Source organism: Anaeromassilibacillus sp. SJQ-5, assembly GCF_054108045.1.
Genome location: NZ_JBPJWQ010000001.1, coordinates 2,366,580 through 2,393,344, shown reverse-complemented (window position 1 = coordinate 2,393,344; position 26,765 = coordinate 2,366,580). Strand labels below are relative to the sequence as shown.

Here is a 26,765-nt window from a genome sequence, read left to right as displayed (position 1 = left end):
AGACTCGAACCTGCGAGGTTCAGAGCCCTGGGCGACGGCTAGAAAAATGCCCGGAAGCCGTATAGGCATACGGTTCCCGGGCGCTTTCTTTATCTGTGGAGTTGGTCAGCTTTCGGCGATGCTGTTTGAGCAGTCGTCAACCAAAAGACTCAAAAGTCGTTTCCGTAGTTAATGAGTCTATTTGCAAAATCCATCAACATGGCTTTCCGTTTCAGTATAAATTCTCCGTAATCCAGTTCAAAAGTGTCCGAGGGACAAATTGCAGATTTAAGAACATCCGGTATAGAATCGGGATTGAGAAACTGTTTATACTCTGATGGAGAACGGTCTTTTATTTTCTGGTTATCTGCATTATTTAAAAAACAAAAATTTGCCAGCTGATAAATATCCTTACGTTCCAGTGAAAGTTTCTGCAGGTATTTATCCGGAAAAATATGATGAAATTCTTTTGAACTAGCAATTTTCAACGTTTGCGATAAGTCGACACTGGCTCCTGAAATAAAGGATTTGGGGTTGTTATTGGCCAACATTGCAATAAAAGTCCGTGAGTTGACGGAATTGATATTAAAAACGTTATCGGTAAAAAATCCGGTCGGAATATCGCATTTAAAACTGCTTATATCAAAGTTTTCGTTATCTCTAAGTCGTTCCATGGAATTAAGGTCTGTTTCATGAGCGCTGTTTACGCCACTAGAATAACGTCTTGCAAAGCAGCTTCTCCAAAACCAGCGTACTAATTGTCTTCTCTGTTTATCTGTATATGAGCATCCGTTTGTCTTTTCTGAGCCAAAGAAACGAACTAAAGATACCAGCATGGCCGGATATGGCAAACAATTTAAAGAATATAAATGCAACTCTTTTCTTAAAAAATCCACTGCTGATTTTAAGCCATTCTTTATACTCTCGAAATTATCGCGGATCATCTTGCCGTCTAAATCCATTATCGCTCCAGGCGATGTATTCCCTAAGATATATCCAGTAAAACATTTCATTAAAAGGTCTTGATTTTCAGCCAACCCCTCAAAACCATATTCAGATAATTCCGCCGATAATTCATCTAATTTGTCTTGTAGATCGAATTCAGTACTCCAACTCCAAGCCGTTAGCAATTGAAATGAATCTAAGGGGACACCGGCGCGATTGATACGTTCAAACACGATTGCTACATGAGCTTTATCATCGGTTTCCATAAGTTGAACTGGTATAGCAATTTCCTGAAAACAAGCCTGCAACCTATCAAGTTCAATTATTACATCATCATCCAGGTCTTTTGTGGATCGGCGATATTGGACGGGATCAAAAAGAGAACATAGAGGGAAATGTTTTCTAGGATCAACATCTTCTATCTCCAGCGGAACAAAACAGCTTTGTTGTGGCGATTCATTTGTCCCTATTATGTAATAGATGTCCATCCAACTAGAGTCGGATTGGGGTAATAACCCCGACTGAAATACCGAAAATACAGAGGTCAATCTTTGCTGTCCATCCAAAACATAATCGATTGGATAATCCTTTACTGGCTCCGGTAAAATAAATCTACCAAGTTGTCTCTCACTATGAAGCCTCTCTTTTGTCCGCCAAAGCAATACCGCACCGAGCGGATATTTTTTATATAAGCTGTCCATAAAAAAGCGACAGCTTCTGGTTCCCAAACAAACCCTCTTTGAAAAGAAGGTATTCTGATTGCGCCTGTATTTACTTTATCAATTATATTTCGAATGGACAAACTTGTTAAACTTTCCATACTCATTAGCAAATCCCCCTTGATTATTTTACACAATTATATCATACTTTGTAGAAAATGGAAGCATTGATTCCGTGCAATAAATTTTGTAACTCGTATACAGAACATGACACCAGGCCAACTATAAAAATATTCCTTGACAAGGCGGCGGAAAAACGGTATCATTTGAATAGATTTCGTTCTTACCAATCAAATATAGGCAAATCTAGCGAAAGCTGGAGACGCAAAGCTTAAGAATCTAAAGCGGGAAACCCTGCCATGATCGTCTGGCTGCATTATTTGAAAAATAATGCAGCCATTTTTTTGACCCTTGATAGATTCCGACAGGAGGTTTGGCTCTATGAAAAAAACGTTTTGGGGTTACGATGTGCGGGAGGCTGACGAGGTTATCGACTCGCTGCGCAGTCAAAACAGCATTCTCAGTTCCAAGCTAACCAAGCTGAATATGGAACTGGCGGCAAAATCCGAGATGGAGACGCCGGCCCCGGCGGCGGCCGTTCCCGAGGACATGCGCCGAGAGCTGGAGGAGCTGCGGGCGGCCAACGCGGAGCTGACCGCGCGGGCGGCCAGACTGCAGGAAGAAGCGCAGAAGCTGCACGGCAAAATCGGCGCATTGGAGCGGGAAAAGGAATCCGCGCCTTACGGCATCAACGTGGGGCCGATTTACGCCCGGGCCTATGAAAACGTGGAGAAAATCCGCGCGGAGCTCATTGAGGAGATGCAGGAGCGGATTCAGGAATACGCCGCGGTTCTTACCGAGGCGGACGGGCATCTGCGCGCCTCTTTAGAGCAGATGGCGGTCGTTAAAGAGGAAACGACCCGCCAACTGGTGGAATCCTATGAGGCGATGCTGGAGAATCTGGAGGACTTTGCCGGACAGGGGCAGCAGATGGCCGGCGCGCTCCCGGAGGTGTCCGCTATCTGCGAGGATCTGACCGAGAAAATGAACGCGCTTTTCACGGCTACATTGCAGGAAGAACGGGAGCAAATCCCGGAGGAATTCCGCCCGGCGGAAGAGCCGGAGGAGGAGCCGGAAGAGAACGCGGCGCTGCCGCCGCTTCTCCTAAATGCGCTGCGCTCTTTCAGGGAGGAGCGGCGTGAAAAGGAGCCGGCCGCGCCGGAGGAGCGCGCGGACACGCCGGTGGTTCCGGCGTCAACGGCTGTTAAAAAGCCTACCGCGCCGCTCATCGCCCCTCTCGTGGTGGATACCCGCGTAAAAGCGCGGGATGTGTTTGGCAAAGCCGATTGATGAAGAGGCGGACAGGTAGGAAAAGACAGCTCGGCAGGGGGGGAACGGAGGATGGACAGCCGCTCAAAATCCGTGAACATATGGACGCGCGGCGTCCGCTGGCTGGTTCTGGCGTCCGCCGCCGCGCTGGGGGCTCTGCTTCTCTGGAGCGGTCTGAGCCGGCCGGTTGCCGATCTGTCCAGCGGTGGTCACATGCTGGCCGACTGGGACTATACATGGGCGGAGCAGGCGGATTCCGCGACGAGCGGCAGGGAGACCCTCTCGGCGGGAAAGGACAGCCCGATTCGCCGGTTCGGCCAGGGAGACTATCTGTTTCTGAGCCGGGAAATTCCCGCGGCGGATGCGGGGCGGCGCCTGATGATCACCACGGGAAACGCCCCGCTGCGGGTTGCGGTGGATGGGCAGACCGTTCTGGACACGCTAGGTTCATCCGGCAGCTTTGTGGGTAACCGTGTCAGCGCGGTGACCCTGCCGGCCTCCTCGTCGAAAAGTCGGCTGACGGCGACCGTGTTCTGCCCCTACCGCCTGGAGTTTTCCGCCTGTCTGATTCCTATGGATCAGCTGTCCAATATCGACGGCGTCAGCATCTATACCAGCACCTCGTTTGTCATCGCGTTCGCGGTTATGGGCGTGGTGCTGTTGATTATGGGGGGGTTGAATGCCCGGAGGCCGTGGCGGCGGCAGCTGCTGGCCGCCGGCGCGCTGGCGCTTTTCAGCGCCGCCGCCTGCTTTTTCAATCAGTCGGTACCGACCCTGCCGGCTTTCCATGCTCCCCTGTTCTACCGGATCCATATGCTGAGCCTGGTGCTGCTGTCGGCGGCGACCGTTTTTCTCTTATCCAGCCGGCAGACCTGGAACCGCGCCCAGGAGGTCATGCTGGGCGGCAGCCTGCTGCTAGGGCTGCTGCTTGCTCTTTCGCCCTATGAGCCGCTGACCCTTTTGGTAGCGAAATACTACGGCTTCTGGCATCTGGCGGCGGGTGCTGTGGCGCTTCTGAGCTTTTTGAGAATCGGCCGGAAGCCCGATTCCTCCGTGGGATTCGTCCTGACGGCGGCCCTGTTTTTTGTCGAAACCGCTTTCTGGATGGACAGCCTGATAGGAATCGCCGTCAATCTGCGCGCGCCGGTATTTTTCGGCGTCGTGTTGGTTTCCGCTGCGGGCATCATCGAGGGGCTCCGGCTGATGAAGGCCGGCGCCGCCGCTTCTCTGCCGCCGGAGGCAACCCATTCGGCGCCGGTGGATTTCGCGTTCGGGTATCAGGAGGGGCATACGGTTGTTCTGGAATCGCTGAAAAAGCTGATGAGCATCAAATGTGATACGGAAAACCACCATACGGTTCACGTGGCGGAATATGTCCGGGTAATGTGCCGCACCGCCGGCATGTCTGCGGAGGAAGCCGACTATGTGGCGAACGCCGCCCTGCTGCACGACATTGGCAAAATCGTCATCCCCCCCGACGTGCTTTTCAAAGAAGAAAAGCTGACGGCGGTGGAATTCGAGCAAATCCAGTGCCATGTGCTGTATGGCTATCATATATTATGCGGCAGCCAGGAGCCATTTTTCCGGCTGGCGGCCAATATCGCCAGAGAGCATCACGAACGCTTCGACGGCTCCGGCTACCTCGGTTTACACGGGCGGGAAATCGATCGCTATGCGCGGATGACGGCCGTGGCCGACGTGTTCGACGCTCTGACCACGGAACGGACCTACAAAAAAGCCTGGAGCTTTGAAGATGGCTTTTTGTATATTCTCGATCATGCCGGGGATTTTTTCGATCCGGAAATCGTCCAGCTTTTCGAGGGCAGCCGGGAGGAGATCGAAGCGATTTATCGGGCGGAGAACGTCCGGAAGCCCGCCGTGGCGGCGGAAGCGACCTGAGTAGTACTGCCAAAGAGGGGGCGTTCATATGGAGTTATTGCTGACCGGATGGGTGGCGGCCTTGTCGGCTCCCTTTTGCCGGCGGCTGACGGAGGAGCACAAGCTGGTGGTGGCGGCCAAACAGATTCCATCCGTCGATCTGGGGCGAGGGGTGGATCCCTTTTCCTATGGGCTGCATGAAGATCGGTTCGAAAAGCTCTTTCATTCCTACAGCTTTGATACGGTGATGTATTTCGCACGCCGTCCGGAGGAGGATGGGTCGTGCGCCGACGATCTGCGGGAGCTCGAGCAGGTGCTGCGCCTGTGCGCGGCCCACGACGTGAGGCGGGTCGTGTTTTTTTCTTCCACCTCGGTGTTCGCGGGGCTCGACGGCGTGAACGAGGAAACCCGCCCGGCGCCCATTACAAGCGCGGGGGTGGCGCTGACATCCTGCGAGGAGCTGTGCGCGTTTTATCGGATGCGGCACGCCATCGAGATTCTTATCCTCCGCACTCCTGTGACGTTCGGCTACGGGGAAAGCGCGTCCATGGTGGGCGGACTCATCGCCCAGGCGGTGCGGCACGCAGCCGTGCGTTTCAAAGGCGGGGCCAACCAGCTGTGCGATTTCCTTTCGCAGGAGGATTTGGCCGAATTGCTGATGCGTATGCTGGACAGCTGGCCGGAAGAGCATCCGGTGATCCATGTTCCCGGCGCGAAAGCGGTCACGTTTGGAGAGTTGGGCGCAGCGTTTATCGAACGCTTCCCGACCCTGCGCGTTTCTTACGCCGAGCATCTGGCGCCGATCGCGGAGCCGGTGGCTTCGGATATTCCTCGGCGGGATTACGACTGGATTCCGACACGGGCGGTAACGGATGAACTGGAACGGCTGATTGCCGCCTTTCAGGCCGCCACTCAGCTCCCGAAGCGATCGGCGGGGGAGAGGATAAAAGGCTATTTGTCCGCGCACCCTATCATTATCCGGACGGTGGAGCTGCTGCTGGGATATGGGCTTATGGAGCTGCTGCTGGCCGTTACGAAAACCTCCGTTCAGTTCCAGTACGTGGATTTTCGGCTGCTGTTTGTCATGCTGCTGGCCACCCTTCACGGCCTGCGCACGGGGCTGGCCGCTTCCGCGCTGGCGTGTCTGTCCTGTTTCTTAAGCTATATGGCCAACGGCATGGACTGGCGGATCATCGCCTACAACGTGGACAACTGGATCCCCTTTGCCTGCTTCGTCATCATGGGCGCGGTCGCTGGGTATACCCGGGATCGTATGCGCAACGATCTGCGTTTTGTCCGGGAGGAGAAAGCGGATCTGGAGCAGCGGTATGTTTTCCTTAACGAGCTGTATATCCGCACGCTGGAGAACAAGAGCCAGTACAAGAACCAGATTATGAGTTACCGCGACAGCTTTGGCCGGATTTTTGAGGTGACACGCCGCCTGAACACCGTTATGCCCGACGAGGTGTTCAAGGAGGCGCTGATCGCCATGGAGGATATTCTGGATAACCAGAGCATTTGCCTGTATACCTTTGATCAGAACGCGCGGTTCGGCCGGCTGATGGTTTGCTCGAAGGCCATTGCGGATACCACCGGAAAATCCGTGGATCTGGAGAAATATGGGCTGATGGTCCCGTCCTTTGAGGAAGGCGAAGTGTGGTGCAACAACGAGAGGCTGCTCGGCTATCCCGAGTATGCCGCGCCCATTTTCCAGAATGGCCGCCTGGTGGCGCTTATCACCATTCAGAAGACCCGCTTCGACCAGATGGCCATGTATTACCAGAACCTGATCAAAGTGCTCTGCGGCCTCATCCAGGCAGCACTGCTGCGGGCCATCGAATTCATGGCTTACACGGAGACAGAGCAGTTCATCGAAGGGACCCGCATCATGAAGAAGGAAGCGTTCCGCAAGGTGCTGGCCGTCCGGGAGGAGATGGAGGAAAAGGCGGTGGCGGAGTATTCGCTGCTGCATATTGCCGTCACACCCGAGCAGCTGGATGAGGTGGGGGCACGGATCAGCAAGGCCCTGCGCAGCATCGACGTCGTCGGGCAGGGCGCGGACGGGGACCTGTATGTCATTCTTACCCAGACGGGCCAGGAGAACATCGGCGTGGTGCTGGAGCGGCTGAAGCGCTGCGGTATCGGCTACCAGGCGCTGGACGGTTCCGAAAGGGGTGGCGCGACGGTATGACTTGGGGAATTCTCTTGGTCTGCCTGCTCATTCACGCGCTGGTTTGCCTGGGGGTATACCTGTGCCGGCGGGCGGAAATTCTGAAATTTTCCTCCCAGGCGTTTCCCTTGGTGGCGCTGGTGCCGGTATGGGGACTGCTGGCCGCGGCAACAGCCGAATGGAACACGCGCCGGCATAAATCTGGTGCAAAATTAATAGATCTAGAAGATTTACATATCAACGATTATCGCTTGCTGGGCATCGAGGAAGAAAGCACTCAGATGCCGGTGGTCCCGCTGGAGGAAGCGTTTTTGATAAACGACGCCGCCACCCGCCGCCGGCTGATGGTGGAGATTCTGCGACAGGATCCCAACCAGTATATCCAGCTCCTCCAGCAGGCCCGTCTGAACGACGATATCGAGGTGACGCACTATGCGTCCACCGCCATGATGGAGGTACAGCGGGAATACGAGATCGATTTGCAGCGCTGCGAACGCCGGCTGGCAGAGGGACCGGACAGCGCTCGGGCGCTGGACAATTGTCTCCTGGCGCTGCGGCGGTATATTGACAGCGGCTTGCTGGAGGACAGCGTGTTGGGCGTTCAGCGGACACGCTATGGCGAGCTGCTGGACAAAAAGCGGGCCGGCGGCGGGGAACCGGATCGCCGCGTATGGTTTGCGGCGGCGGAGAACCGACTGGCGCTGCGGCAGTTCGGGCTGGCCGCGGAGCTTATCGACGACTGCCTGAGGCAGTGGCCGCAGGATGAAAATTCCTGGCTGCTGAAGTTGCAATACGGCTTTTTAACCGGCGACGGGGCGCTGATTCGTCGGACGACCGAGGAGATACAGCGCCGGGAAATCTACCTGTCCGCCGTGGGGCGGGAGGCGCTGCGCTTCTGGGGCGCGCCGGGGAAGCGGGAGGTGCATGAAACATGAAAAGCAAGGACCGGCTGTGGATCCTCATCTGGCCCATCCTGGCGCTGACCGTCATCGGTCTGCTGCTGCTGTTCGAGCGCTCCGGCATCAGCTATCGGGTGTCCCATGTGGAAACGGAATTTTTATCCATGGACTTTGTCAAACAGAGCAAGGCGGCCAAGCATAAGACCATCGATTGCCTGCTTATCGTGGACAGCCGCCAGGAGACTCATGCCGAATTTTACGATCACATGACCGTTGTTCTCGACAACATGAGCGTGGGATATGACGTGGTGGATCTGGCGAAGGGCGGCTTTCCGAAGCTGCAGGGCTATGCCACGGCGGTGGTGCTCTGTCCAGACTTATCTCCGTTTCAGGACAATATTTTCACGCTGTGCGACTGGGTGGAGGCCGGCGGGCGCTGCATGTTTTTTGCCACCCTCGATCCGACGGTGGTGTTCCGTTCCATCGCCTCAAAACTGGGGATTGTGGACGGCGGCGTGGGGTATACCAGCGTCGTCGGTCTGAAGATTCAGGACAACTTCATGGTGGGGGCGGCCGGCTTCGAGTACGCCTGGGAGGAGCCCTCCGCGAGCGTTCTGGATGTGCGGCTGGACGCCGCCTGCACCGTACATGTCGCGTCCAACGGCGCCAATGCCGTGCCGATGCTCTGGGAGCGGAACTATGGCAAGGGGCGGTTTGTGGTCAATAACCATGGCATGTGCGAAAAGGTAACGCGGGGCCTGACAGCGGCGGCCTACAGCCTGCTCCAGGACGTGTTTGCCTATCCGGTTATCAATTCCTCCGTGTTTTTCCTCGACGATTTTCCCTCTCCGGTGCCTATGGGCAACGGGGAATACATCCGCAAGTATTTCGGCCGGGACATTTCCAGCTTTTATTCCAACATCTGGTGGCCGGATATGCTGAAAATCGCGGAGAAGCACGGCGTGCGCTATACCGGTGTGGTTATCGAGGATTACTCGGAGCGGACCTCCGGGAATTTTCCGCGCACGACGGATACCGAGCGGTTCCGCTATTTCGGCGGACTGCTGCTGGAGAAGGGCGGAGAAATCGGCATCCACGGGTATAACCACATGCCCCTGTGCCCCGACGGCTTCGATTTTCTGGGCAAGGTGGACTATGAGACCTGGCCGACGGCGAACGACATGCGCAGCGCCATCGCGGAACTGATGGATTTTACCAAAACCCTGTTCCCGAAAAACACCATCTCCACGTATGTGCCGCCGTCCAATATCCTGTCGGCCGAAGGGCGGGCGATGCTCGCGGAGAGCTTTCCGGAGATCCGGACCCTGTCCGGGGTGTTCCTCAAGGAGGACTATGAATACGAGCAGGAATTCTGTGTCAGCGACGACGGTATTGTGGAACTGCCCCGCATCATATCGGGTGCCATTCTCGACCCGTATATGCGTTGGGCGGCCTTCAACGAGCTGAACTTTCAGTACGTCAATTCCCACTTTATCCATCCTGACGACGTTCTGGACGAGGATCGAGGGGCGGCCCTGGGCTGGAACACCCTGCGCGACAACCTGGACGGCTATATGGACTGGCTGTACGGCGCGGCCCCCGGCTTGCGTAACCAAACGGCCGCCGAGGCCTCCCGCGCGGTGCAGCGCTACGACTGCCTGACGGTGGATCGCACGCTTGAAAACGGGGTGTACCGCCTGAACCTGCAGGGCTTTGCCGACGAGGCCTATCTGCTTCTGCGGCTGGACGGCCGCTGCCAGAAAATCACCGGCGGCAGCCTGGAGCAGGTGAACGGCAGCTTATATGTGCTGCGGGCCACGGCCCCGGAGGTTACGGTGGTGCTGGCATCCTGAAAACGGAGTGGTCGAATTGCGGATTTGTATGATACTGGAAGGCTGTTACCCTTATGTCCGCGGCGGGGTGTCCAGCTGGATGCATGAATATATCCAGGGAATGCCGGAGCACGAGTTCGTGCTCTGGGTTATCGGCGCCAAGGCGGAGGACAAGGGAAAATTCAAATATGAGCTGCCGCGCAATGTGGCGGAAATCCACGAGGTGTTCCTGGACGACGCCCTGCGCCTGCGCCCGACGGGGAAGGAAAAGCTGCGCTTCACGCCCGAGCAGGTGACGGCCCTCCGCCGGCTGCTGGCCTGCGAGGATCCGGACTGGGAAGTGCTGTTTGACACCTACAATGTCAAGAAGACCGGCGTGCTGTCCTTCCTGATGAGCGAGGAATTTCTGAACATCCTGTTGGAAATGTGCCGGGAGAAGTACCCGTATATCGCATTCTCCGAGCTGTTCCACACGGTGCGCTCCATGCTGCTGCCCCTGTTGTATCTGATCCAGCAGGAGGTGCCGCGGGCGGACGTGTATCACGCGACGTCCACCGGCTACGGCGGCCTGCTGGGGGCGCTGGCGGGCTGGCGGTATCATCGGCCGTTCATTCTGACCGAGCACGGCATTTACACGCGGGAGCGGGAGGAGGAAATCCTCCGGGCCCAGTGGGTCGCCTCCTACTTCAAGCAGCACTGGATCAATCTGTTTTATATGCTGGCCCGCTGCTCCTATGACGCGGCGGTGCGGGTGACGGCGCTGTTCTCCCGCTATTCAGAGATTCAGGGAGAGCTGGGGTGCGAGGCGTACAAGCGGCGGGTCATCGCCAACGGCATCCACTGCGAGAAGTTTATCCATATCCCCCTCAAGCCGGAGGATGATTTTGTGGATATCGGCGCCGTGGTGCGCATCGCCCCCATCAAGGACATCAAGACGCTGATTTACGCCTTCCTGGAGCTGAAAACCCGGGTGCCGCAGGCGCGGCTGCACGTGCTGGGGGACACGGATGATGAGGAATACCGCCAGGAATGCGTCGACCTTATCGCGCAGCTGGAGGTGAGGGATCTCTATCTGGTGGGCAACACCAATGTCTCGGAATATCTCAAAAAGCTGGATTTCACCGTCCTGTCCAGTATTTCCGAGGGGCAGCCGCTGGCCGTGCTGGAATCCCTGGCGGCCCGCCGGCCCTGCGTCACCACCGACGTGGGCTGCTGCCGGGACTTGCTGGAGGGGACGAGCTACGATGCCTTTGGCCGGGCGGGGCTGTGCGAGCCGCCCATGCACCCGCAGGCGCTGGCCGACGCTATGGAGTTGCTGTGCATCCGCCGGGATCTGCGCCTGGAAATGGGCGAGGTGGGGCAGAAGCGGATCCTAACCCAATTTGTCCATGAGGACATGATCCGTCGTTATTTGGAAAATTACCGGGAGGTGATGGACGCGTGGCAGGCATTGGATTCGAACTGAAAAAACTGTTTTCCCGCCGGGGCCTCCTGGCCACGCTGCGCGCCTATGGATATGCCGGCATCGTCTGCACCGGCCCCATGATTCTAGGGGTGGTTCTGCTGCTGGGCGTCACTTTCATCGCGGAGAAGGCAGGCCTCGACCGCGGCGACCGGGAGCTGCTGGTGTCCATGATCACCTACGCGCTTCTGGCCTCTCTGACCCTGACGAGCCTGTTTTCCATGCTCACCACCCGCTGCACGGCCGACATGCTCTATATGGAGCGGGCCGAGGCGGTCATGCCCTCCTTTTACGGGAGCCTGACGGTGATGCTGGTCATCGGCGTCGTCGGGTACGGCGTGTTCCTGCATGTCTCCGGTATCCCGTTGCTGTATCAGGTTTTGAGCCTGCTGCTGTTTGCCTCGCTGGTGGTTGTGTGGACGGAAATCAATTACCTGACGGCTATCAAGGATTACCGAAACATATTGCTGGCTTTTTTCGTCTCGCTGCTCATGGCGTTTTTGATTGGGATTCTGCTGATTTTCGTGCTGCACTGGGACATCACCGTGGCCCTGCTGACCGGGGTGTGCTGCGGGTACGGCATTTTAATGGTGTGGTATTTCGCGCTGCTGTACCGGTACTTTCCCGAGGGGACCGGGTCGACGTTCAGCTTTCTGCGCTGGTTCGATCGGTTCCCCCAGCTGGCGCTGGTGGGCTTTTTCGTCACCACCGGCCTGTTTGGCCATCTGGTCATCATGTGGGCAAGCCCCTTGGGCGTGCAGGTGCGGGGTCTGTATTACGGCGCGCCGGCCCATGATATTCCCGCGCTGGTGGCGTTTTTCTCCATATTGATCACCACCATCAATTTCACCACCTCGGTGGAAACCCGCTTTTATCCGCAGTATAAGACGTATTTCAGCCTGTTCAACGACGGGGGCGCGCTCGAGGATATCGAATCCGCTGAGAGCAATATGATCCGGGTGCTCCGGGAGGAGCTGAGCTATCTAGCGCAGAAGCAGCTGTTTTCCACCCTGCTGTTTATTGTGGCGGGAACTCTGCTGCTGCCGAAGACCGCCCTGGGGTTCACCGCCGAAATGCTGGGAATCTATCGGGTGCTTTGCGTGGGATACGCCCTGTATGCCATCGGCAACAGCATCATGCTCATTCAGCTGTATTTCGCGGACAACAAGGGCGCTCTGTTTTCGGCCGCCTGCTTTACGGTTTTTGCCAATGCGTTTACGCTTTTGTTTATGCGCGGGCCGAGCATGCTGTTCGGCTTCGGTTTTGTGCTGGGCGGGCTGGTCTTCTGCGCGGTCGCTTGGCTGCGGCTGATGCAGTATCTGGGCAAGCTGAAATATCATGTGCTCAGCCGGCAGCCCATGTTCGTGCGGGAGGAAACCGGCCTGTTCACCCGCCTATGCGTCCGCCTGGAAGCTCGGGCCGCCAGAAAGCAGCGGGCCGCCGAAGAAAAGGCGGAGGAACACCCGTCACACAGCTGATGCCGCTCTCCATTGTGAAAGGATTGGTAGTACATGAAGAATCAACAGACATGCCGCCGGCGGAAGGGGACCGGTCTGCTGGCTGCCGCCGTGTTTTGCCTGCTTTTGTCTTCCTGCAATTTCGGGACGGGGGACGACACGTCGACGGTGCAGCAGCGCCCGGATATCGAGCCCTCCGGCAGCATCAACGACGTACAGGTGAAGGATAAGGCGTCGGTGTATGCCGACGACGACGACGATTCTATCGTCACCATGTATCTGACGGTGCGCCGGGGCAATGCCGCTGACAATACCGATCATTCCTGGAGCGAGGTCAACGGCAATTCCACCTACTATTATGATGAAAAGGGGATCCCCCGCTATGGCGTGGAGGGCATCCTGCAGGTAGGGGACGAGTCCGGCCCCTCTCCGGATCAAATCGGCTACGGGCTGAACGTGCCCAACGCCACCGTGCAGGTGCGGGGCAAAACCAGCTCCCGCGCGGAGCAGAAATCCTTTAAGATTAAGATAAAGAGCGGGGCCGGCTCCTGGCGCAACCAGAAGACCATCGCCCTCAACAAGCACCCTTACGACAGCACCCGCATCCGCAACAAGCTCAGCTACGACCTCATCAAAACCGTGCCGGGCATGATCGGCCTGCGCACCCAGTTTGTTCACCTGTACGTCAAGGACCAGACCGGAAACGACGCCACAGGGGCCAAATTTGTGGATTACGGCCTGTATACCCAGGTGGAGCAGCCCAACAAGCGCTTCCTGCGCAATCATGGGCTGGACGAATACGGCCAGCTGTATAAAGCGAGCATGTTCGAGTTTTTCCGGTACCCCGACGCGTTGAAGCTCGCGGACGATCCGAAGTACGATTTGTCCGCCTTCGAGGAGGTGCTGGAGGTCAAGGGGAACGACGACCACCAGAAGCTGCTGACCATGCTGGACGACCTCAACAATTACTCCCTGCCCACGGAAGAGGTGTTCGCCAAATATTTCGACGAGGAGAACTATTTTACCTGGCTGGCCTTCCAGATGCTGACCGGGAACACCGACACCACCAGCCAGAACTTCCTCCTGTACAGCCCGCAGAACTCCCAGAAGTGGTATTTCATCTCCTGGGACAACGACGGCGCCTGGGGCAGCGGGGAGGACCGGCTGTTCAAGGGCCTGAGCGGCTACAATTATGAGAAGGGCATCAGCAACTACTGGGGTTCGGTGCTGCACAAGCGGGTGCTCAAATCGCCGGAGCTGCGCAAGAAGCTGGACAATAAGATACAGGAAATCCGGAAGCTTGTATCGGAAAGCGTGGTCGCCGCCAAGGTCAAGGAATACCAGAAGGTCACCCAGCCGTATCTGTACGCCATGCCCGACGTCATGTACGACGTGTACGATGTCAAGGGATATGAGCAGGTGCTGAACACCCTGGGCCAGGAGGTGGAGATCAATTATCAGATGTATCTGACCAGCCTCGAGCGCCCGCTCCCCTTCTTCCTGGACACCATTACAGTGGAGAAGGATGCGGTCAGGTTCCAGTGGGACGTTTCCTTTGACTTTGATAACGAGGCGCTGACCTATACCTTCGAATTGGCCAGGGATTACACCTTTAAGACGACGCTGAACAAGCAGGAAAACCTGAAGCTGCCCCAGGCGCAGACCGGCAAGCTGGCTCCCGGCCAGTATTTCATGCGGGTGTCCGTCAAGAACGCATCCGGCCAAACCCAGACCGCCCAGGAATATTACGAGGATCAGAACGGCGTGAGGCATTATGGCGTCCGGTGCTTCTATATCCTCCCCGATGGCACGCTGGGGGAGGGATAGCCCATGGCCGAAAACAGGCCGCATTACCGGCATGAGCTGAAATTCCTCATCAACGCCGGCGATCGGGAGCTGCTTGCCCGGCGCCTGGACGTCCTGATGCGGCGGGATCCCCACGCGCCGGAGGGCGGCTACAAAATCCGCAGTCTTTATTTTGACGACTACTGGCACACTGCCTATGGGGAGAAGCTCATGGGCGTGACCGGGCGGAAAAAGTACCGGATCCGTTTTTATGACGACAATGACGCCGTTATCAAGCTGGAATGCAAGAGCAAGCAGGACAGCTACATTTATAAGCGCGCCGTCCCCTTGTCTCGGGAGGAAGTCGATCGGATCCTGCGGGGAGACTACGCGTTTCTTCTGGGGCGGAAAGAGCCGCTGTGCGGCGAGTTCTATGTCCAGTTGACCGCCCGGATGCTGCGGCCGCGGGTGATTATCGACTATGAACGCACCCCCTTTGTGATGGAGGCCGGAGACGTGCGCGTCACGTTTGACGAGAACGTCCGCGCCTGTTCGGGCGGGGAAAAGCTGTTCGATCCCCGGCTGCCCATGCTCTATCTGCTGGAGCCTGGCAAGCTGGTGCTGGAGGTCAAATTCACGGAATTCCTGCCCGATCTCGTCCGCCGGGCGCTGCCGCCCCGCTCCTCGGAGCTGACCGCGGTCTCGAAGTTCGTGCTGGGCTGCGAAAAAACGGGATACCTATATGCGGAATCCATCCACTATTGATTTGAGGAGGAAGTCCCCATGAGTGTGAAAGATTTGATAAAAAAATCGGTGCTGGAGCTGGATATGTTTAAGAACTCCTTCACACCGGAGAAAATACTGCAGATGGTGATCGCCCTGGGGGTGGCCCTGCTGATGGGCCTGGTGATCTGCTTTATCTACAACCGCTTTTTCCGCGGCGTGGTGTACAACCGCTCCTTCGCCGTCACCCTGGTGGGCATGACGGTGCTGACCTGCATGGTCACCCTGGCCATCAGCACCAATGTGGTGTTGTCCCTGGGCATGGTGGGGGCGCTGTCCATTGTCCGGTACCGTACCGCCGTCAAGGATCCGATGGATCTGCTGTACATGTTCTGGGCGATTACCACTGGCATCGCCGTGGGGGCCAACATGTTTGCCCTGGTACTTATCGCGGCCATCGTGATGATACTCGTTCTCCTGATTTTCAGCCGCCGTTCCTCCAAGGGGCAGGTGTATATCGTCGTCCTGCATTATGCCGGCGACCTGGTGGGAGACAATATCGTGCGCGCCATGGGGAACACGCGCTTCCGCGTCAAGTCTAAGACGCTGCGAGGGGAAAGCGCGGAGATGGCCATGGAGGTCTTCTGCAAAACCCAGAGCATGGTGTTTCTGGAGAAGCTGCGGGCGGTGGAGGGTGTCGAGGACGTGACGCTCATTCAATATGACGGTGAATACCATGACTAGCCGTGCCAAAGGGATGCTGATGGCGCTGGTGCTGCTGCTCGTGCTGGCCGGGGGGATAGGGCTGAGCCTATGGCTGTCCGGCGGGGAGCCGGCCTCTCTCCTGGCCTCCAAGGCGTTTGCCAAAAGCGGCGAAATTCTGAAAAACCCGGTCATGGGCTTCGCACCGGAGGCCGATTATCTGGAGGCCGCTGCCGACAACACACTGGTTTATGTGGATGTGTCCTGGCGGGAGCTGGAGCCGTCGGAGGGCGTTTTTGCCTTCGAGGCCATCGAAAAGGCCAACCACCTGGACGAGTGGCGCGCCGCCGGCAAGCATGTGGTGTTCCGCTTCGTCTGCGATCTGCCCGGCGATGAGCCGCACCGGGATATCCCCGACTGGCTGTATGAGAAAACCAAGGACGGCAAGGATTACGATATCTCCTATGGCAAAGGCTACAGCCCCAACTACGCCAATCGGGTATTTATCGAAGCCCATGCGAAGGCCGTCGCCGCCCTGGGGAAGCGGTTTGGCCAGGATACCTTTTTCAGCTATGTGGAGCTGGGGAGCCTGGGACATTGGGGTGAGTGGCATGTCAAATATGAGGACGGCCTTCCCCGCATGCCGGGGGAGGCGGTGCGGCGGCAGTATATCGCCCCCTATCTGACGGCCTTCCCTCATGCCAAAATCCTCATGCGCCGGCCTTTCGTGGATGCGAAAAAGGAGAATTTCGGCTTGTTTAACGACATGGCTGGCGACCGGGAAAGCACGGAGGAATGGCTGGACTGGATTGCCAATGGCGGCGATTACGCCCAGGCCGGGGAAACCGACGCCCTGGTGGCCATGCCGTCGGTGTGGGAGACCGCCCCGGTGGGCGGGGAATTCACCAGCCGGTATTCCTTCGCGGAGCTTCTGGGGCCCCGGCTGCAGGAAACCGCCGCCCTCGTCCGGCGGAGCCACACCACCTTTCTCGGCCCGAAATGCCCGCATGGCTTCAGCGAAAGCGGCGGCGCGGGGCTGCAGGACGGGGCCGGAGAGATCTTGAAAAACCTGGGCTACCGCCTGCGCGTCCGGGAGGCCGCCATTGTCGACAGCGCCTCGGAAGCAGAGCTGGCGGTAGAGCTCCAGTGGGTGAACGACGGGGCGGCGCCCCTATACTGGGATTGGCCCGCCTGCCTGTATATCCTGAGCGACAGCGGCAAGGTGCTCTCGAGAACACCGGTGGATATCCGGCTGTCCGCGCTGACGGAAAACAAGGAAATCCGCACCCGCACGACGGTGGAAGCAGCGCTGCTGTCCAGGCCGGGCGTGAAGCTGTGCGTCGGGGTGGAGGATCCGTTCACCGGCGGCCCGGCGGTCTATCTCGCCATGGACGCGCCGCGGCTGGATACCCTGTCCGTCCTGTTTGACGGAGCGGCGGAGGTGATCGGCCGCCCGTCTCCCTCCCGCTGAAGCGGGGAAAGAAAAGAGCGGTGGTCCGCCCGGAGCTTGTCTCTTGACTTCACGGGAGGAGGGCTGTATACTGACCCTAGATGATACTGGCAAAGGGCGGAAAAGCCCTGCACGGAAAGGATGGGGTCGATGAAATTTCAGTATTTCGGCACGGCGGCCGCCGAGGGGTGGCCGGCGCTGTTCTGTACCTGCGACAATTGCCGGCGGGCCGCCAAGGCGGGGGGCCGGAACCTGCGCACCCGTTCCCAGGCGGCGGTGGACGACAAGCTGCTGATCGATTTTCCGGCGGACACCCTGGCGCACATGTATTACAGCGGACTGGATCTGCCCCGTATACGGGACTGCATTATAACCCACAGCCACAGCGATCATCTGTATCCGGCGGATTTGGAAATGCGGCTGGATGGGTTTGCGTATCCCGGCGACGATCGCCCCCTGGTTTTTTATGCCACCAAAGAGGCGGCTCCGGGGATTTTGGAAATGCTGGAGAAATGCGGCCTGATAAAACAGAACCGGGTGCTGTTCCAGGAAATCCGGCCCTTTGAACCCTTTGAGGCCGCCGGCTATACGGTCATCCCTCTGCCGGCCAATCACGATCCGGCCTCCGGCCCGGTGTTCTTCCTGATTGAGGATGGAGAAAAATCTCTCCTGTACGCCAACGATACCGGCTGGTTCCCGGAGGAGACCTGGGAGTGGCTGGAGAAGCATGGCCCGCATCTGGATTTCGTGTCGCTGGACTGCACCGGCGGCCTGCGGACCGGCTGGCGCAACGGCCATATGGGGCTGGATACGGCGATGGAGGCTCTGACCCGGCTGCGCCATATGGGGCTGGCGGACGACGCCACCGCCGCCTGCCTGCACCACTTTTCACACAACGGAGGCGCCACCTATGACGAGCTGGTGCCGATCGCTGCCGAGCAGGGCCTGCTGGTGGCCTACGACGGCATGACCGTCGCCATATAACGAGCGCCGTCCCCTATAGCGGGGGACGGCGTTTTTTGTGGCAGGATTTCCCGGAAATGCAAGGAACGGCAAAGAAAGTGTTACAAAATTGTAAACTTTACAAAGTTTCGGTCAGATTACATGAATAATCTTTCCGGCAGCCCTTGCAATATTTTTCGGTATTGTGTACAATAAATACGATACCCGGGAATGGGGCCAAGCCGCCGCCTAAGGAAGGACAAGCAAGATCCGAGTGATTTGCCGGTCCGGAACTCCGCGGAAGCCGCCGCAGACCCGCACAGAGATCCCATATAGGGACTCTCGGGATCGTTTTGAGACATGTCCGCCGCTTTATGCGGAGAGTGTATAAGGTGTTTCCGGCTGGCCGGCGGACTGGATTCGGAAGGATTCTATTATTTATTTTTATGTAAAGGGGAAGAATTCTATGTCCAATCGGCTTTTCCAGGGAGTTGTCCACCAGATGCGGGAAGCGATTGACCGCACCATCGGCGTCATCGACGAAACCATGTCGGTCATCGCGTGCAGCGATCTCGGTCGTATCGGCGAGGTATCCGACGCGGTGAACGCGGAATCGTTTTCCGCCCAGGAAGCGTTCATGCGGGACGGGTACACCTATAAGCCCTTCGGCTCCCGGCCGCGCAGCGAGTACATCCTGTTCGTGGAGGGAACGGACGATCAGGCGGCTAAGTTCGCTTCTCTGCTTGCCGTATCCCTGTCCAGCATCAAGCAGTATTACGATGAAAAATACGACCGGGGCAATTTTGTCAAGAACGTGATTCTCGATAACATTCTGCCCGGCGATATTTACCTCAAGGCCAGAGAGCTGCGGTTCAATAACGATGTCAACCGCGTGGTGGTGCTGATTCGGATTGCCGCCCGCTCGGATATTTCCGCCTATGACATCGTGCAGAACCTGTTCCCCGACAAGAACAAGGATTTTGTCATCAATATCAACGAGACCGATATCGCGCTGATTAAGGAAATCCGCTCGGGCATCGAATCCAAGGATTTGGAGAAGCTGGCCCGTTCCATTGTGGATACGCTGAGCAGCGAGTTCTATACCCAGGCCACCGTCGGCATCGGCACCGTGGTCGAGGGCATCAAGGATTTGGCCCGCTCCTTCAAGGAAGCCCAGGTGGCCCTCGAGGTCGGCAAGGTGTTCGACACCGAGAAGACCATCGTTAGCTATGACAATCTGGGTATCGCCCGCCTGATTTATCAGCTGCCCACCACGCTGTGCGAGATGTTCCTCAAGGAAGTGTTCAAGAAGGGCTCTATCGATTCCCTCGATCAGGAAACCCTGTTCACCATCCAGCGGTTCTTTGAGAACAACCTGAACGTTTCCGAGACGTCCCGCAAGCTGTTCGTACATCGGAACACGCTGGTGTACCGGCTGGAGAAGATCAAGAGACTGACGGGTCTCGATCTCCGGGAATTCGACGACGCCATCGTCTTCAAGGTGGCGCTGATGGTCAAGAAATACCTCATTGCCAATCCCATCAAATACTAATCCGCTCAGGATACAAAGGCTGCCGCCGACAGTTTTCTGTCGGCGGCTCCCTTAACGGGAGACGCCCGGCTCCCTTAACGGGAGACGCCCGGCTCGCTTAACGGGAGACGCCCGGCTCGCTTAACGGGAGACGCGGGTTCCCATTTATATGGAAGTTTGTTCCCATAATGGAAGATGTTGAGGCTTGCGCCTTTTTCTCGTTCACGGTATAGTGACAATAGAGCAATTGGCGAATAAAATGACACAAGTTCGGCGGTAAAAATGGCGTGTGGACATCGTTGTCGTCCTTGGTGGGCGCAAGCCCGCCGGCGTCCTCCGCCTTGCCCCACGTCATTTTTCCTCGCCTCCTTTCATGCCATTTTACCCGCCAACTGCTCTAGGCTCGTGCTTTCAGGCGGAAGGATATGGCCGCCCACCGAATACGAATACTCCGGCGCCCGCAAAGGGCGTTTTTTATAGCCCGGCCAATCGACGGCTTTTGCGGTTTCCGCCGGGATTTCGACGGCGAACGTCGGCACAGGGAGGTGTTTCTTTGATCGAGTTTAAAGGCGTACATAAGGTGTATGACAATGGTACAAAGGCTTTGAAGGATGTCAATTTACGCATTGATAAGGGCGAATTTGTCTTCATTGTGGGCGCGTCGGGCGCGGGCAAATCGACCTTTTTAAAACTCATCATGAGGGAAGAAGTGGCGAACGCCGGAGAGGTTATCGTCAACGATTTTAAATTGTCTAAGCTCAAACGCCGGGAAATTCCGTATCTGCGCCGCACCATGGGCATCGTGTTCCAGGATTTCCGGCTGATCAACAATATGAATGTGTTCGACAATGTGGCGTTTGCCATGCGGGTCATCGGCGCTTCCCAGCGGGAGGTGCGCAAGCGGGTGCCGTACATTCTGGGGCTGGTGGGGCTGCAGAATAAGGCGAGGAACTATCCCATGGAGCTGTCGGGCGGCGAGCAGCAGCGGGTGGGTCTGGCCCGGGCGCTGGTGAACAATCCGGCGCTGATTATCGCGGACGAGCCCACCGGCAATATCGATCCCGAGCTGTCCTATGAAATCGTGGAGCTGCTCAATGAAATCAACCGCCGCGGCACCACGGTGCTGATGGTGACCCATGAGCGGGATCTGGTGCGGATGTTCAACCGCCGCGTGATTGAAATCCGGGAAGGGTGCGTGGTCTCCGACAGCACGCAGGGAGGTGACGCGCAATGAAGCTCAGCAGTCTGCGGTATCTGCTGCGGGAAGGCTTCCGCAATCTCTGGCAGAACCGGTTTATGTCCATTGCCTCCATAGGCGTGCTGGTGTCCTGCCTGCTGCTCACTGGGTTTGCCTATCTGGTGTTCGCCAATGTGGATCACGCCTTCGATTGGGTTTACGGCCAGAACGTGGTGGCGGTGTTCGTCGACCTGGAAAGCACACCGGAGGAAACGGCTGAGGTGGGCGAAAAGCTGAAGGCCATCACCAACGTGGCGTCGGTGGAATTCGTCTCCAAGGATAAAACCCTGGAGGATATGCGGGACGAGCTGCCCGCCGAAACCTTTGAAAGCATGCAGGGGGAGAACAATCCCCTACAGGACACCTACATCGTCACCCTCAAGGACTTGGATCAGTTTGAAGGGACAGTGTCCCAACTGAAGGGCGTCAGCGGGGTGGACGACGTCCGTTACGACGGGGGAATCGCCAGCATGCTGACCAAAATCCGCCAGGTGGTGCTGGCGGTGGGCGGCTGGGTCATTCTCATGCTGCTGCTGGTTTCCCTGTTTATCATCGCCAACACCATCAAGCTGACGGTGTACAACCGCCGCCTGGAGATTTATATTATGAAATCGGTGGGGGCCACCAACGGGTTTATCCGGTTCCCCTTCGCCATCGAGGGCGTTGTGCTGGGCCTGCTGGCCGCGCTGCTCTCCTACGGCATCATTGCCTGGGTGTACAGCAAGCTGGCCTCCCTGTTCAGCTTCGGCATTTCGTTTAGTCCGCTGACCTTCTCCGATGTCTGGGCCGTGCTGCTGGTAGGCTTCCTGGTCATCGGCATGCTCACCGGCATCGCGGGCAGCGCTATATCCATGACCAAGTATTTGAAGGACGAAGGAGGAAGCCAATCATGACGACCGCATCCACTGCAAGCCGGGCCGGGTTCCGGAGGCTTCTCGCCATCGTGTCGGCGGTTCTGCTGGCTCTGGCGTTTTCGCTGCAGACGATTCCCGCCTCGGCGGCCATGACCGAGGAACAGCTGAACGCCCAGCAGAAGGAGCTGGAGAAAAAGGCTGATGAGCTGAAGAAACAGTCTGATGAGCTGAAAAAGCAGCTGGCCAATACCAATGACAATTTGGAGGACAGCCAGGCCCGCTTGAAAAACATGAAAAGCCAGGTGGACAACGCCCGGCAGCAGCTGGAGAACATCAACCAGCGGCTGAGCAGCCTGAACTCCCAGATTTCCGGCAAGAACAGTGAAATCGCCGCCAAGGAGTCGGCTATTTCTCAAAAGGAAGCGAACATTCAGGACGCGTCGGATAAGCTGAACGAGCGCCTGCGGGCCCTGTCCAAGCGGGGCAACCTGTCCAGCGTGCAGATGATGCTCAGCACCGAGGAATACGCCGAATATCTCATCAAATCGAAGATGCTCGAACGCATTGCAGAGAACGATCAGAAGGCCCTGAACGACATGGAGGCCGAGCTGACCAAGATCAAGGCCGACAAGTCCGCGCTGGAAACGGACAAGCAGGCCCTGGCCGACCGCAAGAAGCAGGAGCAGACGCTTCAAAATGAGGCCAGCGCCAAGAAAAAAGAAATGGAGAAACTCTATAAGGCGATCCAGGCCGAGGAGAAGAAAATCCTGGCCCAGGCCAACAACTATAAAGCGCAGATCGAAAAGAATAAGAAGCTGCTGGACGATATCGATAAAGAGATCCAGAAAATCATCGCGTCCAAGAGCAATAACAACAGCCAATACAGCGGCACCATGTTCTGGCCGGTGCCCACCGTGCGGAACATTTCCTCCGGCTTCGGCTCCCGCTGGGGTACGGTTCACCGCGGCATCGATATTGCCAACGGGTCTGTCCCGATTTATGGCGAGAAGATCTACGCGGCGGAAAGCGGCACTGTTATCTATTCGAATTATACCAGCACCTGGGGCGGCGGCTACGGCTATTACTGCATTGTGGATCACGGCTTGGATTCCAAGGGCCGGCGGATTTCCACCCTGTATGCTCACACCTCCAAGATGTACGCCCGGGTGGGCGATAAGGTCACACGCGGCAAGACCGTTCTGGCCCTGGCGGGGGATACCGGCAATGTGACCGGGCCGCATCTGCACTTTGAGGTACGCGTCAACGGCGTGGCGGTGGATCCCATCAAGAACGGCTACGTTTCGCTGAATAAGTAAGCCGGGTTGCCCGGATCTTGCCCCAAGCGTTCAGGCTCATGAAGACGCCGGTATAGCCGGAGTTTTCATGAGCTTGTTGCGGCAATAAGGTCTGCCGCGCCGTCTCCTCGCCGGCGCGGGCAGGAACCGCAGGAAAGGAATTCCCCTATGAATAAAAAAATTCCGTTGGGAGCCACTCTGGCGCTGATCATCATCACCATGGCGCTGACCATTTCGGTCACCATGGTGGTGGCCATGCGGTATTTCAACTCCAACGTCACGGCCCTGGCCCAGAAACAGAGCATGTTTGACAACATTGCGGATGTGGACACAGCCGTGCGCCAGCAGTACGCGAACATTGACGAGGCCAAGCTGCGCGCGGCTCTGGCCCAGGCGTATATCTCCAGCATTGACGACCCGTACGCCGCCTATCTCAGTCATGACGCCTATACCAAGGCGCAGGCGGAGGCGGAAGGCAAGATGACCGGCGTCGGCATCGACGTCACCCTGTCCACGGAAGGGAAAATCATTGCCACGCTGATTCATAAGGATTCGGCCGCCGAGAAGGCCGGCATGCGCAAGGGGGACGTCATCACGGCCGTGGACGGCACGGAGGTAAAGAAGGAAGATTTCGCCGCCGTCAAGTCCAAGCTGGAGAACGCCGCTAAGGTGCTGGTCACCGTGTCCCGCGACGGCCAGCCCTCCTCCTTCGAGCTGACGGCCAGCCCCTATGTGCTGGTCAGCGTGGAGGAACGGGTTATCGGCGACAGCGTGGGCTATATCCGCATCCGCGGCTTCCATAATAACACCACGGAGCAGTTCAAAGCGGCCTATTCCGCCTTGGAAGAGGCGGGCGTCGGCAGCATCATTTTCGACCTGCGCGGCAACACGGGCGGCACGATTCAGTCCGCCAAGGATATGCTGTCCTATCTGCTGCCCCGGGGTAAGTATGCGTCCGTAACGGATAATGAGGGCAAAACCACCGAACTAATCGCAGAGGATCTCCATCAGATGAGCGTCCCCAGCGTGACCCTGGTCAACGGGAAAACCGCCGGAGAGGCTGAACTGTTTGCCGGCGTGCTTCAGGAGTTCCAATTGACCACGGTGGTGGGGGAGAATACCGCCGGTAAAGGCCGTATACAGGAATTCTTCCCCTTGAAGGTGGACAGCTCCGCCGTCAAGCTGACCGTGGCGCAGCTGTCCCTGATCCAAAGTGGCGGGCTGGAAGGGAAAGGCATCGCCCCCACCAAGCTGATTTCCCTGACCGAAAGCCAGACGACAGACTTCGAGCTCTTAACGGAAACGACGGATCCCCAGCTGAAGGCGGCGCTATCCATCCTCACGGGCGGAGCCGCCACCACGCCGACGGAACCCACCGGCGGCGCCGACAGTACCGCGACACAGGCGACCACCACAACGGCCGCCGCGCAGTAAGCGGTTATATAGCGTATAACCCCCGCTATTTTAGATAGCGGGGGTTTTGAGGCTATCGAAAAAGGGAATCCGCCATTCGTGAAACGAAAAAAGCGGAGGCGGGTTACCGATCGGTGTTTGCGAGGACATGTGCCTCGCAAACACACCTTATAGGCGAAAAATAACGGAAACACGTGTGTTTTCGTTATTTTTCAAGAGCAGGGGTGGCACTGGCGGGGATAGAGGGAGCAAGGCGAGTATAGCGAGCCGCCGCGATCCGGCATCCCCGTCCAGCAGCGTGTCGACTTTGTCGACACGCTGCCCCCCGCTATCTAGATAGCGGGGGTTTTGGCCTCTGCGCCGAGATAAGGAGACGGGTATGATTACGCTCGAACATATCTGCAAAACCTTCCGGGTCGCCAAGAGGAACGCCGGCATGAAAGCGGCGACCCGGGCTTTGTTTCATAAGGAATACGAACGGGTGGAGGCGCTCCGGGATGTGTCTTTTACCATCGAGGACGGCGAGATGGTGGGGTATATCGGCCCGAATGGCGCCGGTAAAAGCAGCACCATCAAGGTGATGAGCGGCATTCTCACGCCCGACAGCGGCACCTGCGTCATCAACGGCCGTGTTCCCTGGAAGGAGAGAACCGCCCATGTGGCCGACATCGGCGTGGTGTTCGGCCAGCGTTCCCAGCTGTGGTGGGATGTGCCGGTGATCGATTCCTTTGAACTGCTGCGGGATATTTACAAAATCGAAACCAGTGCCTACCGCTGCAATCTGGAGGAGCTGACAGCCCTGCTGAACCTGTCGGACATTCTCCGCACACCGGCGCGGCAGCTGTCGTTGGGCCAGCGGATGCGCTGCGAAATCGCCGCCTCTCTCCTGCACGATCCGCGCATTCTTTTCCTGGACGAGCCGACCATCGGCCTGGACGCGGTGTCCAAAATCGCCGTGCGGGATTTCATCAAACGGCGCAACCAGGAGCGGGGAACCACTGTCATTCTCACCACCCACGATATGCAGGATATCGAAGCGCTGACCAAACGGATTCTCCTTATCGGCAAGGGGCAGATTTTGCTCAACGGGCAGCTGGACGAGCTGAAAAAGCGCTACGCGGCCGCCCAGACCCTGACGGTGGAATACGCGGGGGAACTCCCCGCTCTTCCGGACGGCGTGACGCTTCTCGAAAGCCAGCCGGGCCGGGCGGTGCTGCGGGCGGACGGACGGCGGATAACCGCCTCCGCTCTTATCGGCCGGTTGTCGGACGCCGTGAATATCCTAGATTTGTCGGTGACAGGCGCGACGGCGGAGGAACTGGTGGTCGGCCTGTACCGGGAGTTTGACATATGAACAAGTACCTGTCCTTCTTCCGGCTGCGGTTTGTCAACAGCCTGCAATACCGCTCCGCCGCCTTTGCCGGCATCGCCACCCAGTTCTTCTGGGGGCTGATGGAGCTTTTGCTCTTTTCCGCGTTTTATCGGGCGGGGGACACGGCCGCCCTGCCCATGCGCTTTGATCAGCTGGCCTCCTATATCTGGCTGCAGCAGGCCTTTCTGGCCTTGTTCATGAATTGGTATTGGGATGAGGATATCTTGTCCGCCATTACCGAGGGCTCGATCGCCTATGAGCTGTGCCGCCCGCTCGATCTCTATACCATGTGGTTTGCGCGCAGCGCGGCCAGCCGGCTGGCGAAGGCCGTGCTGCGCTGTATGCCCATCCTGGTCATCGCCGCTTTGCTGCCGCCGCCGTTTCGTCTCGGCCTGCCCGCCAGCCTGCCGGACTTTCTGTTGTTTCTTCTGTCCATGCTGCTCGGGTTCTCGGTGGTGGTGGCCTTCGCCATGCTGATATACGCCCTCTGCTTTTTTACCATCTCCCCCATGGGCGTCCGGATCGTGGCCATGTCGCTGATGGAACTGCTGTCCGGCTCGGTGCTTCCCCTGCCGTTCCTGCCGGATAAGCTGCGCGCCGTGCTGGAACTGCTCCCCTTCGCGTCCATGCAGAATGTACCCCTGCGGATTTACGCCGGCCAGATCGCCGGCGGGGAGCGGGCGTTTACCATGGCGCTGCAGGCGGTATGGCTGGTTCTGCTGGCGGCGGCGGGCAAGGCGCTGATGAATCGGGCCCTGCGCCGCGTCGTGGTGCAGGGCGGTTGAACACAG

21 protein-coding genes and 1 riboswitch are annotated in these 26,765 nt (G+C 57.7%); of the genes, 19 read left to right on the top strand and 2 right to left on the bottom strand.

The window, feature by feature from the left end:
• Positions 1–149: 149 nt before the first annotated feature.
• The gene (locus tag ACSAMM_RS10195; RefSeq protein WP_457791265.1) at positions 150–1,652 is read right to left on the bottom strand and encodes a GmrSD restriction endonuclease domain-containing protein; all 1,503 of its coding nucleotides are present in this window, start codon (positions 1,650–1,652) and stop codon (positions 150–152) included.
• 280 nt (positions 1,653–1,932) lie between these two features.
• Positions 1,933–2,022, top strand: a riboswitch (cyclic di-GMP riboswitch).
• Positions 2,023–2,084: 62 nt separating this feature from the next.
• On the opposite strand from ACSAMM_RS10195, the gene ACSAMM_RS10190 reads away from it, so the two are divergent.
• The 13 genes from ACSAMM_RS10190 (at position 2,085) to ACSAMM_RS10130 (ending at position 19,824) form a co-directional block, all read left to right on the top strand.
• Positions 2,085–2,993: a hypothetical protein gene (locus ACSAMM_RS10190; RefSeq protein ID WP_457791264.1), complete on the top strand. Its 909-nt coding sequence runs from the start codon at positions 2,085–2,087 to the stop codon at positions 2,991–2,993.
• A gap of 51 nt (positions 2,994–3,044) precedes the next feature.
• Positions 3,045–4,871, top strand: a complete 1,827-nt coding sequence (locus tag ACSAMM_RS10185; protein WP_457791263.1) for an HD-GYP domain-containing protein — start codon at positions 3,045–3,047, stop codon at positions 4,869–4,871.
• 28 nt (positions 4,872–4,899) lie between these two features.
• Positions 4,900–7,041, top strand: coding sequence for an NAD-dependent epimerase/dehydratase family protein (locus tag ACSAMM_RS10180; protein ID WP_457791262.1), 2,142 nt, complete (start codon positions 4,900–4,902; stop codon positions 7,039–7,041).
• Positions 7,038–7,955, top strand: coding sequence for a hypothetical protein (locus tag ACSAMM_RS10175; RefSeq protein ID WP_457791261.1), 918 nt, complete (start codon positions 7,038–7,040; stop codon positions 7,953–7,955). Before ACSAMM_RS10180 ends, ACSAMM_RS10175 begins: the two co-directional genes overlap by 4 nt.
• The gene (locus ACSAMM_RS10170; RefSeq protein WP_457791260.1) at positions 7,952–9,772 is read left to right on the top strand and encodes a DUF2194 domain-containing protein; all 1,821 of its coding nucleotides are present in this window, start codon (positions 7,952–7,954) and stop codon (positions 9,770–9,772) included. The genes ACSAMM_RS10175 and ACSAMM_RS10170 overlap by 4 nt, the downstream gene beginning before the upstream one ends.
• 28 nt (positions 9,773–9,800) lie before the next feature.
• A complete protein-coding gene (gene pelF, locus ACSAMM_RS10165; RefSeq protein ID WP_457791259.1) occupies positions 9,801–11,216 on the top strand; it encodes a GT4 family glycosyltransferase PelF in 1,416 nt (471 codons plus the stop codon).
• Complete coding sequence (gene pelG / locus ACSAMM_RS10160; protein WP_178724910.1) at positions 11,192–12,691, top strand: exopolysaccharide Pel transporter PelG; 1,500 nt, start codon at positions 11,192–11,194, stop codon at positions 12,689–12,691. Before pelF ends, pelG begins: the two co-directional genes overlap by 25 nt.
• A gap of 33 nt (positions 12,692–12,724) precedes the next feature.
• Positions 12,725–14,497 (top strand): CotH kinase family protein, encoded by a 1,773-nt coding sequence (locus tag ACSAMM_RS10155; protein WP_457791258.1) that lies wholly within the window; start codon positions 12,725–12,727, stop codon positions 14,495–14,497.
• A 3-nt stretch (positions 14,498–14,500) separates the two neighbouring features.
• Complete coding sequence (locus ACSAMM_RS10150; RefSeq protein ID WP_178724906.1) at positions 14,501–15,220, top strand: VTC domain-containing protein; 720 nt, start codon at positions 14,501–14,503, stop codon at positions 15,218–15,220.
• A gap of 18 nt (positions 15,221–15,238) precedes the next feature.
• Positions 15,239–15,922, top strand: a complete 684-nt coding sequence (locus ACSAMM_RS10145) for a DUF4956 domain-containing protein (protein WP_457791257.1) — start codon at positions 15,239–15,241, stop codon at positions 15,920–15,922.
• Entirely contained in the window at positions 15,915–17,351 is a 1,437-nt protein-coding gene (locus tag ACSAMM_RS10140; protein ID WP_457791256.1) for a DUF4832 domain-containing protein, read from the top strand. Before ACSAMM_RS10145 ends, ACSAMM_RS10140 begins: the two co-directional genes overlap by 8 nt.
• 129 nt (positions 17,352–17,480) lie before the next feature.
• Positions 17,481–18,314 (top strand): MBL fold metallo-hydrolase, encoded by an 834-nt coding sequence (locus ACSAMM_RS10135; protein ID WP_457791255.1) that lies wholly within the window; start codon positions 17,481–17,483, stop codon positions 18,312–18,314.
• A 424-nt stretch (positions 18,315–18,738) separates the two neighbouring features.
• Positions 18,739–19,824 carry a helix-turn-helix domain-containing protein gene (locus tag ACSAMM_RS10130; RefSeq protein ID WP_178724898.1) on the top strand — a complete coding sequence of 362 codons (1,086 nt, stop codon included), beginning with the start codon at positions 18,739–18,741 and terminating at the stop codon, positions 19,822–19,824.
• A 97-nt stretch (positions 19,825–19,921) separates the two neighbouring features.
• Here ACSAMM_RS10130 and ACSAMM_RS10125 read toward each other — a convergent pair whose 3' ends face one another.
• A complete protein-coding gene (locus ACSAMM_RS10125) occupies positions 19,922–20,158 on the bottom strand; it encodes a hypothetical protein (RefSeq protein WP_457791254.1) in 237 nt (78 codons plus the stop codon).
• A 198-nt stretch (positions 20,159–20,356) separates the two neighbouring features.
• On the opposite strand from ACSAMM_RS10125, the gene ftsE reads away from it, so the two are divergent.
• The 6 genes from ftsE to ACSAMM_RS10095 all read left to right on the top strand — a co-directional run bounded on the left by ftsE (position 20,357) and on the right by ACSAMM_RS10095 (position 26,759).
• Positions 20,357–21,037: a cell division ATP-binding protein FtsE gene (gene ftsE / locus ACSAMM_RS10120; RefSeq protein WP_178724895.1), complete on the top strand. Its 681-nt coding sequence runs from the start codon at positions 20,357–20,359 to the stop codon at positions 21,035–21,037.
• Positions 21,034–21,933: a permease-like cell division protein FtsX gene (gene ftsX / locus ACSAMM_RS10115; protein WP_178724893.1), complete on the top strand. Its 900-nt coding sequence runs from the start codon at positions 21,034–21,036 to the stop codon at positions 21,931–21,933. Before ftsE ends, ftsX begins: the two co-directional genes overlap by 4 nt.
• Positions 21,930–23,210, top strand: coding sequence for a murein hydrolase activator EnvC family protein (locus tag ACSAMM_RS10110; RefSeq protein ID WP_457791253.1), 1,281 nt, complete (start codon positions 21,930–21,932; stop codon positions 23,208–23,210). The genes ftsX and ACSAMM_RS10110 overlap by 4 nt, the downstream gene beginning before the upstream one ends.
• Positions 23,211–23,357: 147 nt before the next feature.
• Entirely contained in the window at positions 23,358–24,623 is a 1,266-nt protein-coding gene (locus ACSAMM_RS10105; protein ID WP_457791252.1) for a S41 family peptidase, read from the top strand.
• A gap of 358 nt (positions 24,624–24,981) precedes the next feature.
• Positions 24,982–25,956, top strand: a complete 975-nt coding sequence (locus ACSAMM_RS10100) for an ABC transporter ATP-binding protein (RefSeq protein WP_457791251.1) — start codon at positions 24,982–24,984, stop codon at positions 25,954–25,956.
• Positions 25,953–26,759, top strand: a complete 807-nt coding sequence (locus ACSAMM_RS10095; RefSeq protein WP_457791250.1) for an ABC transporter permease — start codon at positions 25,953–25,955, stop codon at positions 26,757–26,759. The genes ACSAMM_RS10100 and ACSAMM_RS10095 overlap by 4 nt, the downstream gene beginning before the upstream one ends.
• Positions 26,760–26,765: the final 6 nt, after the last annotated feature.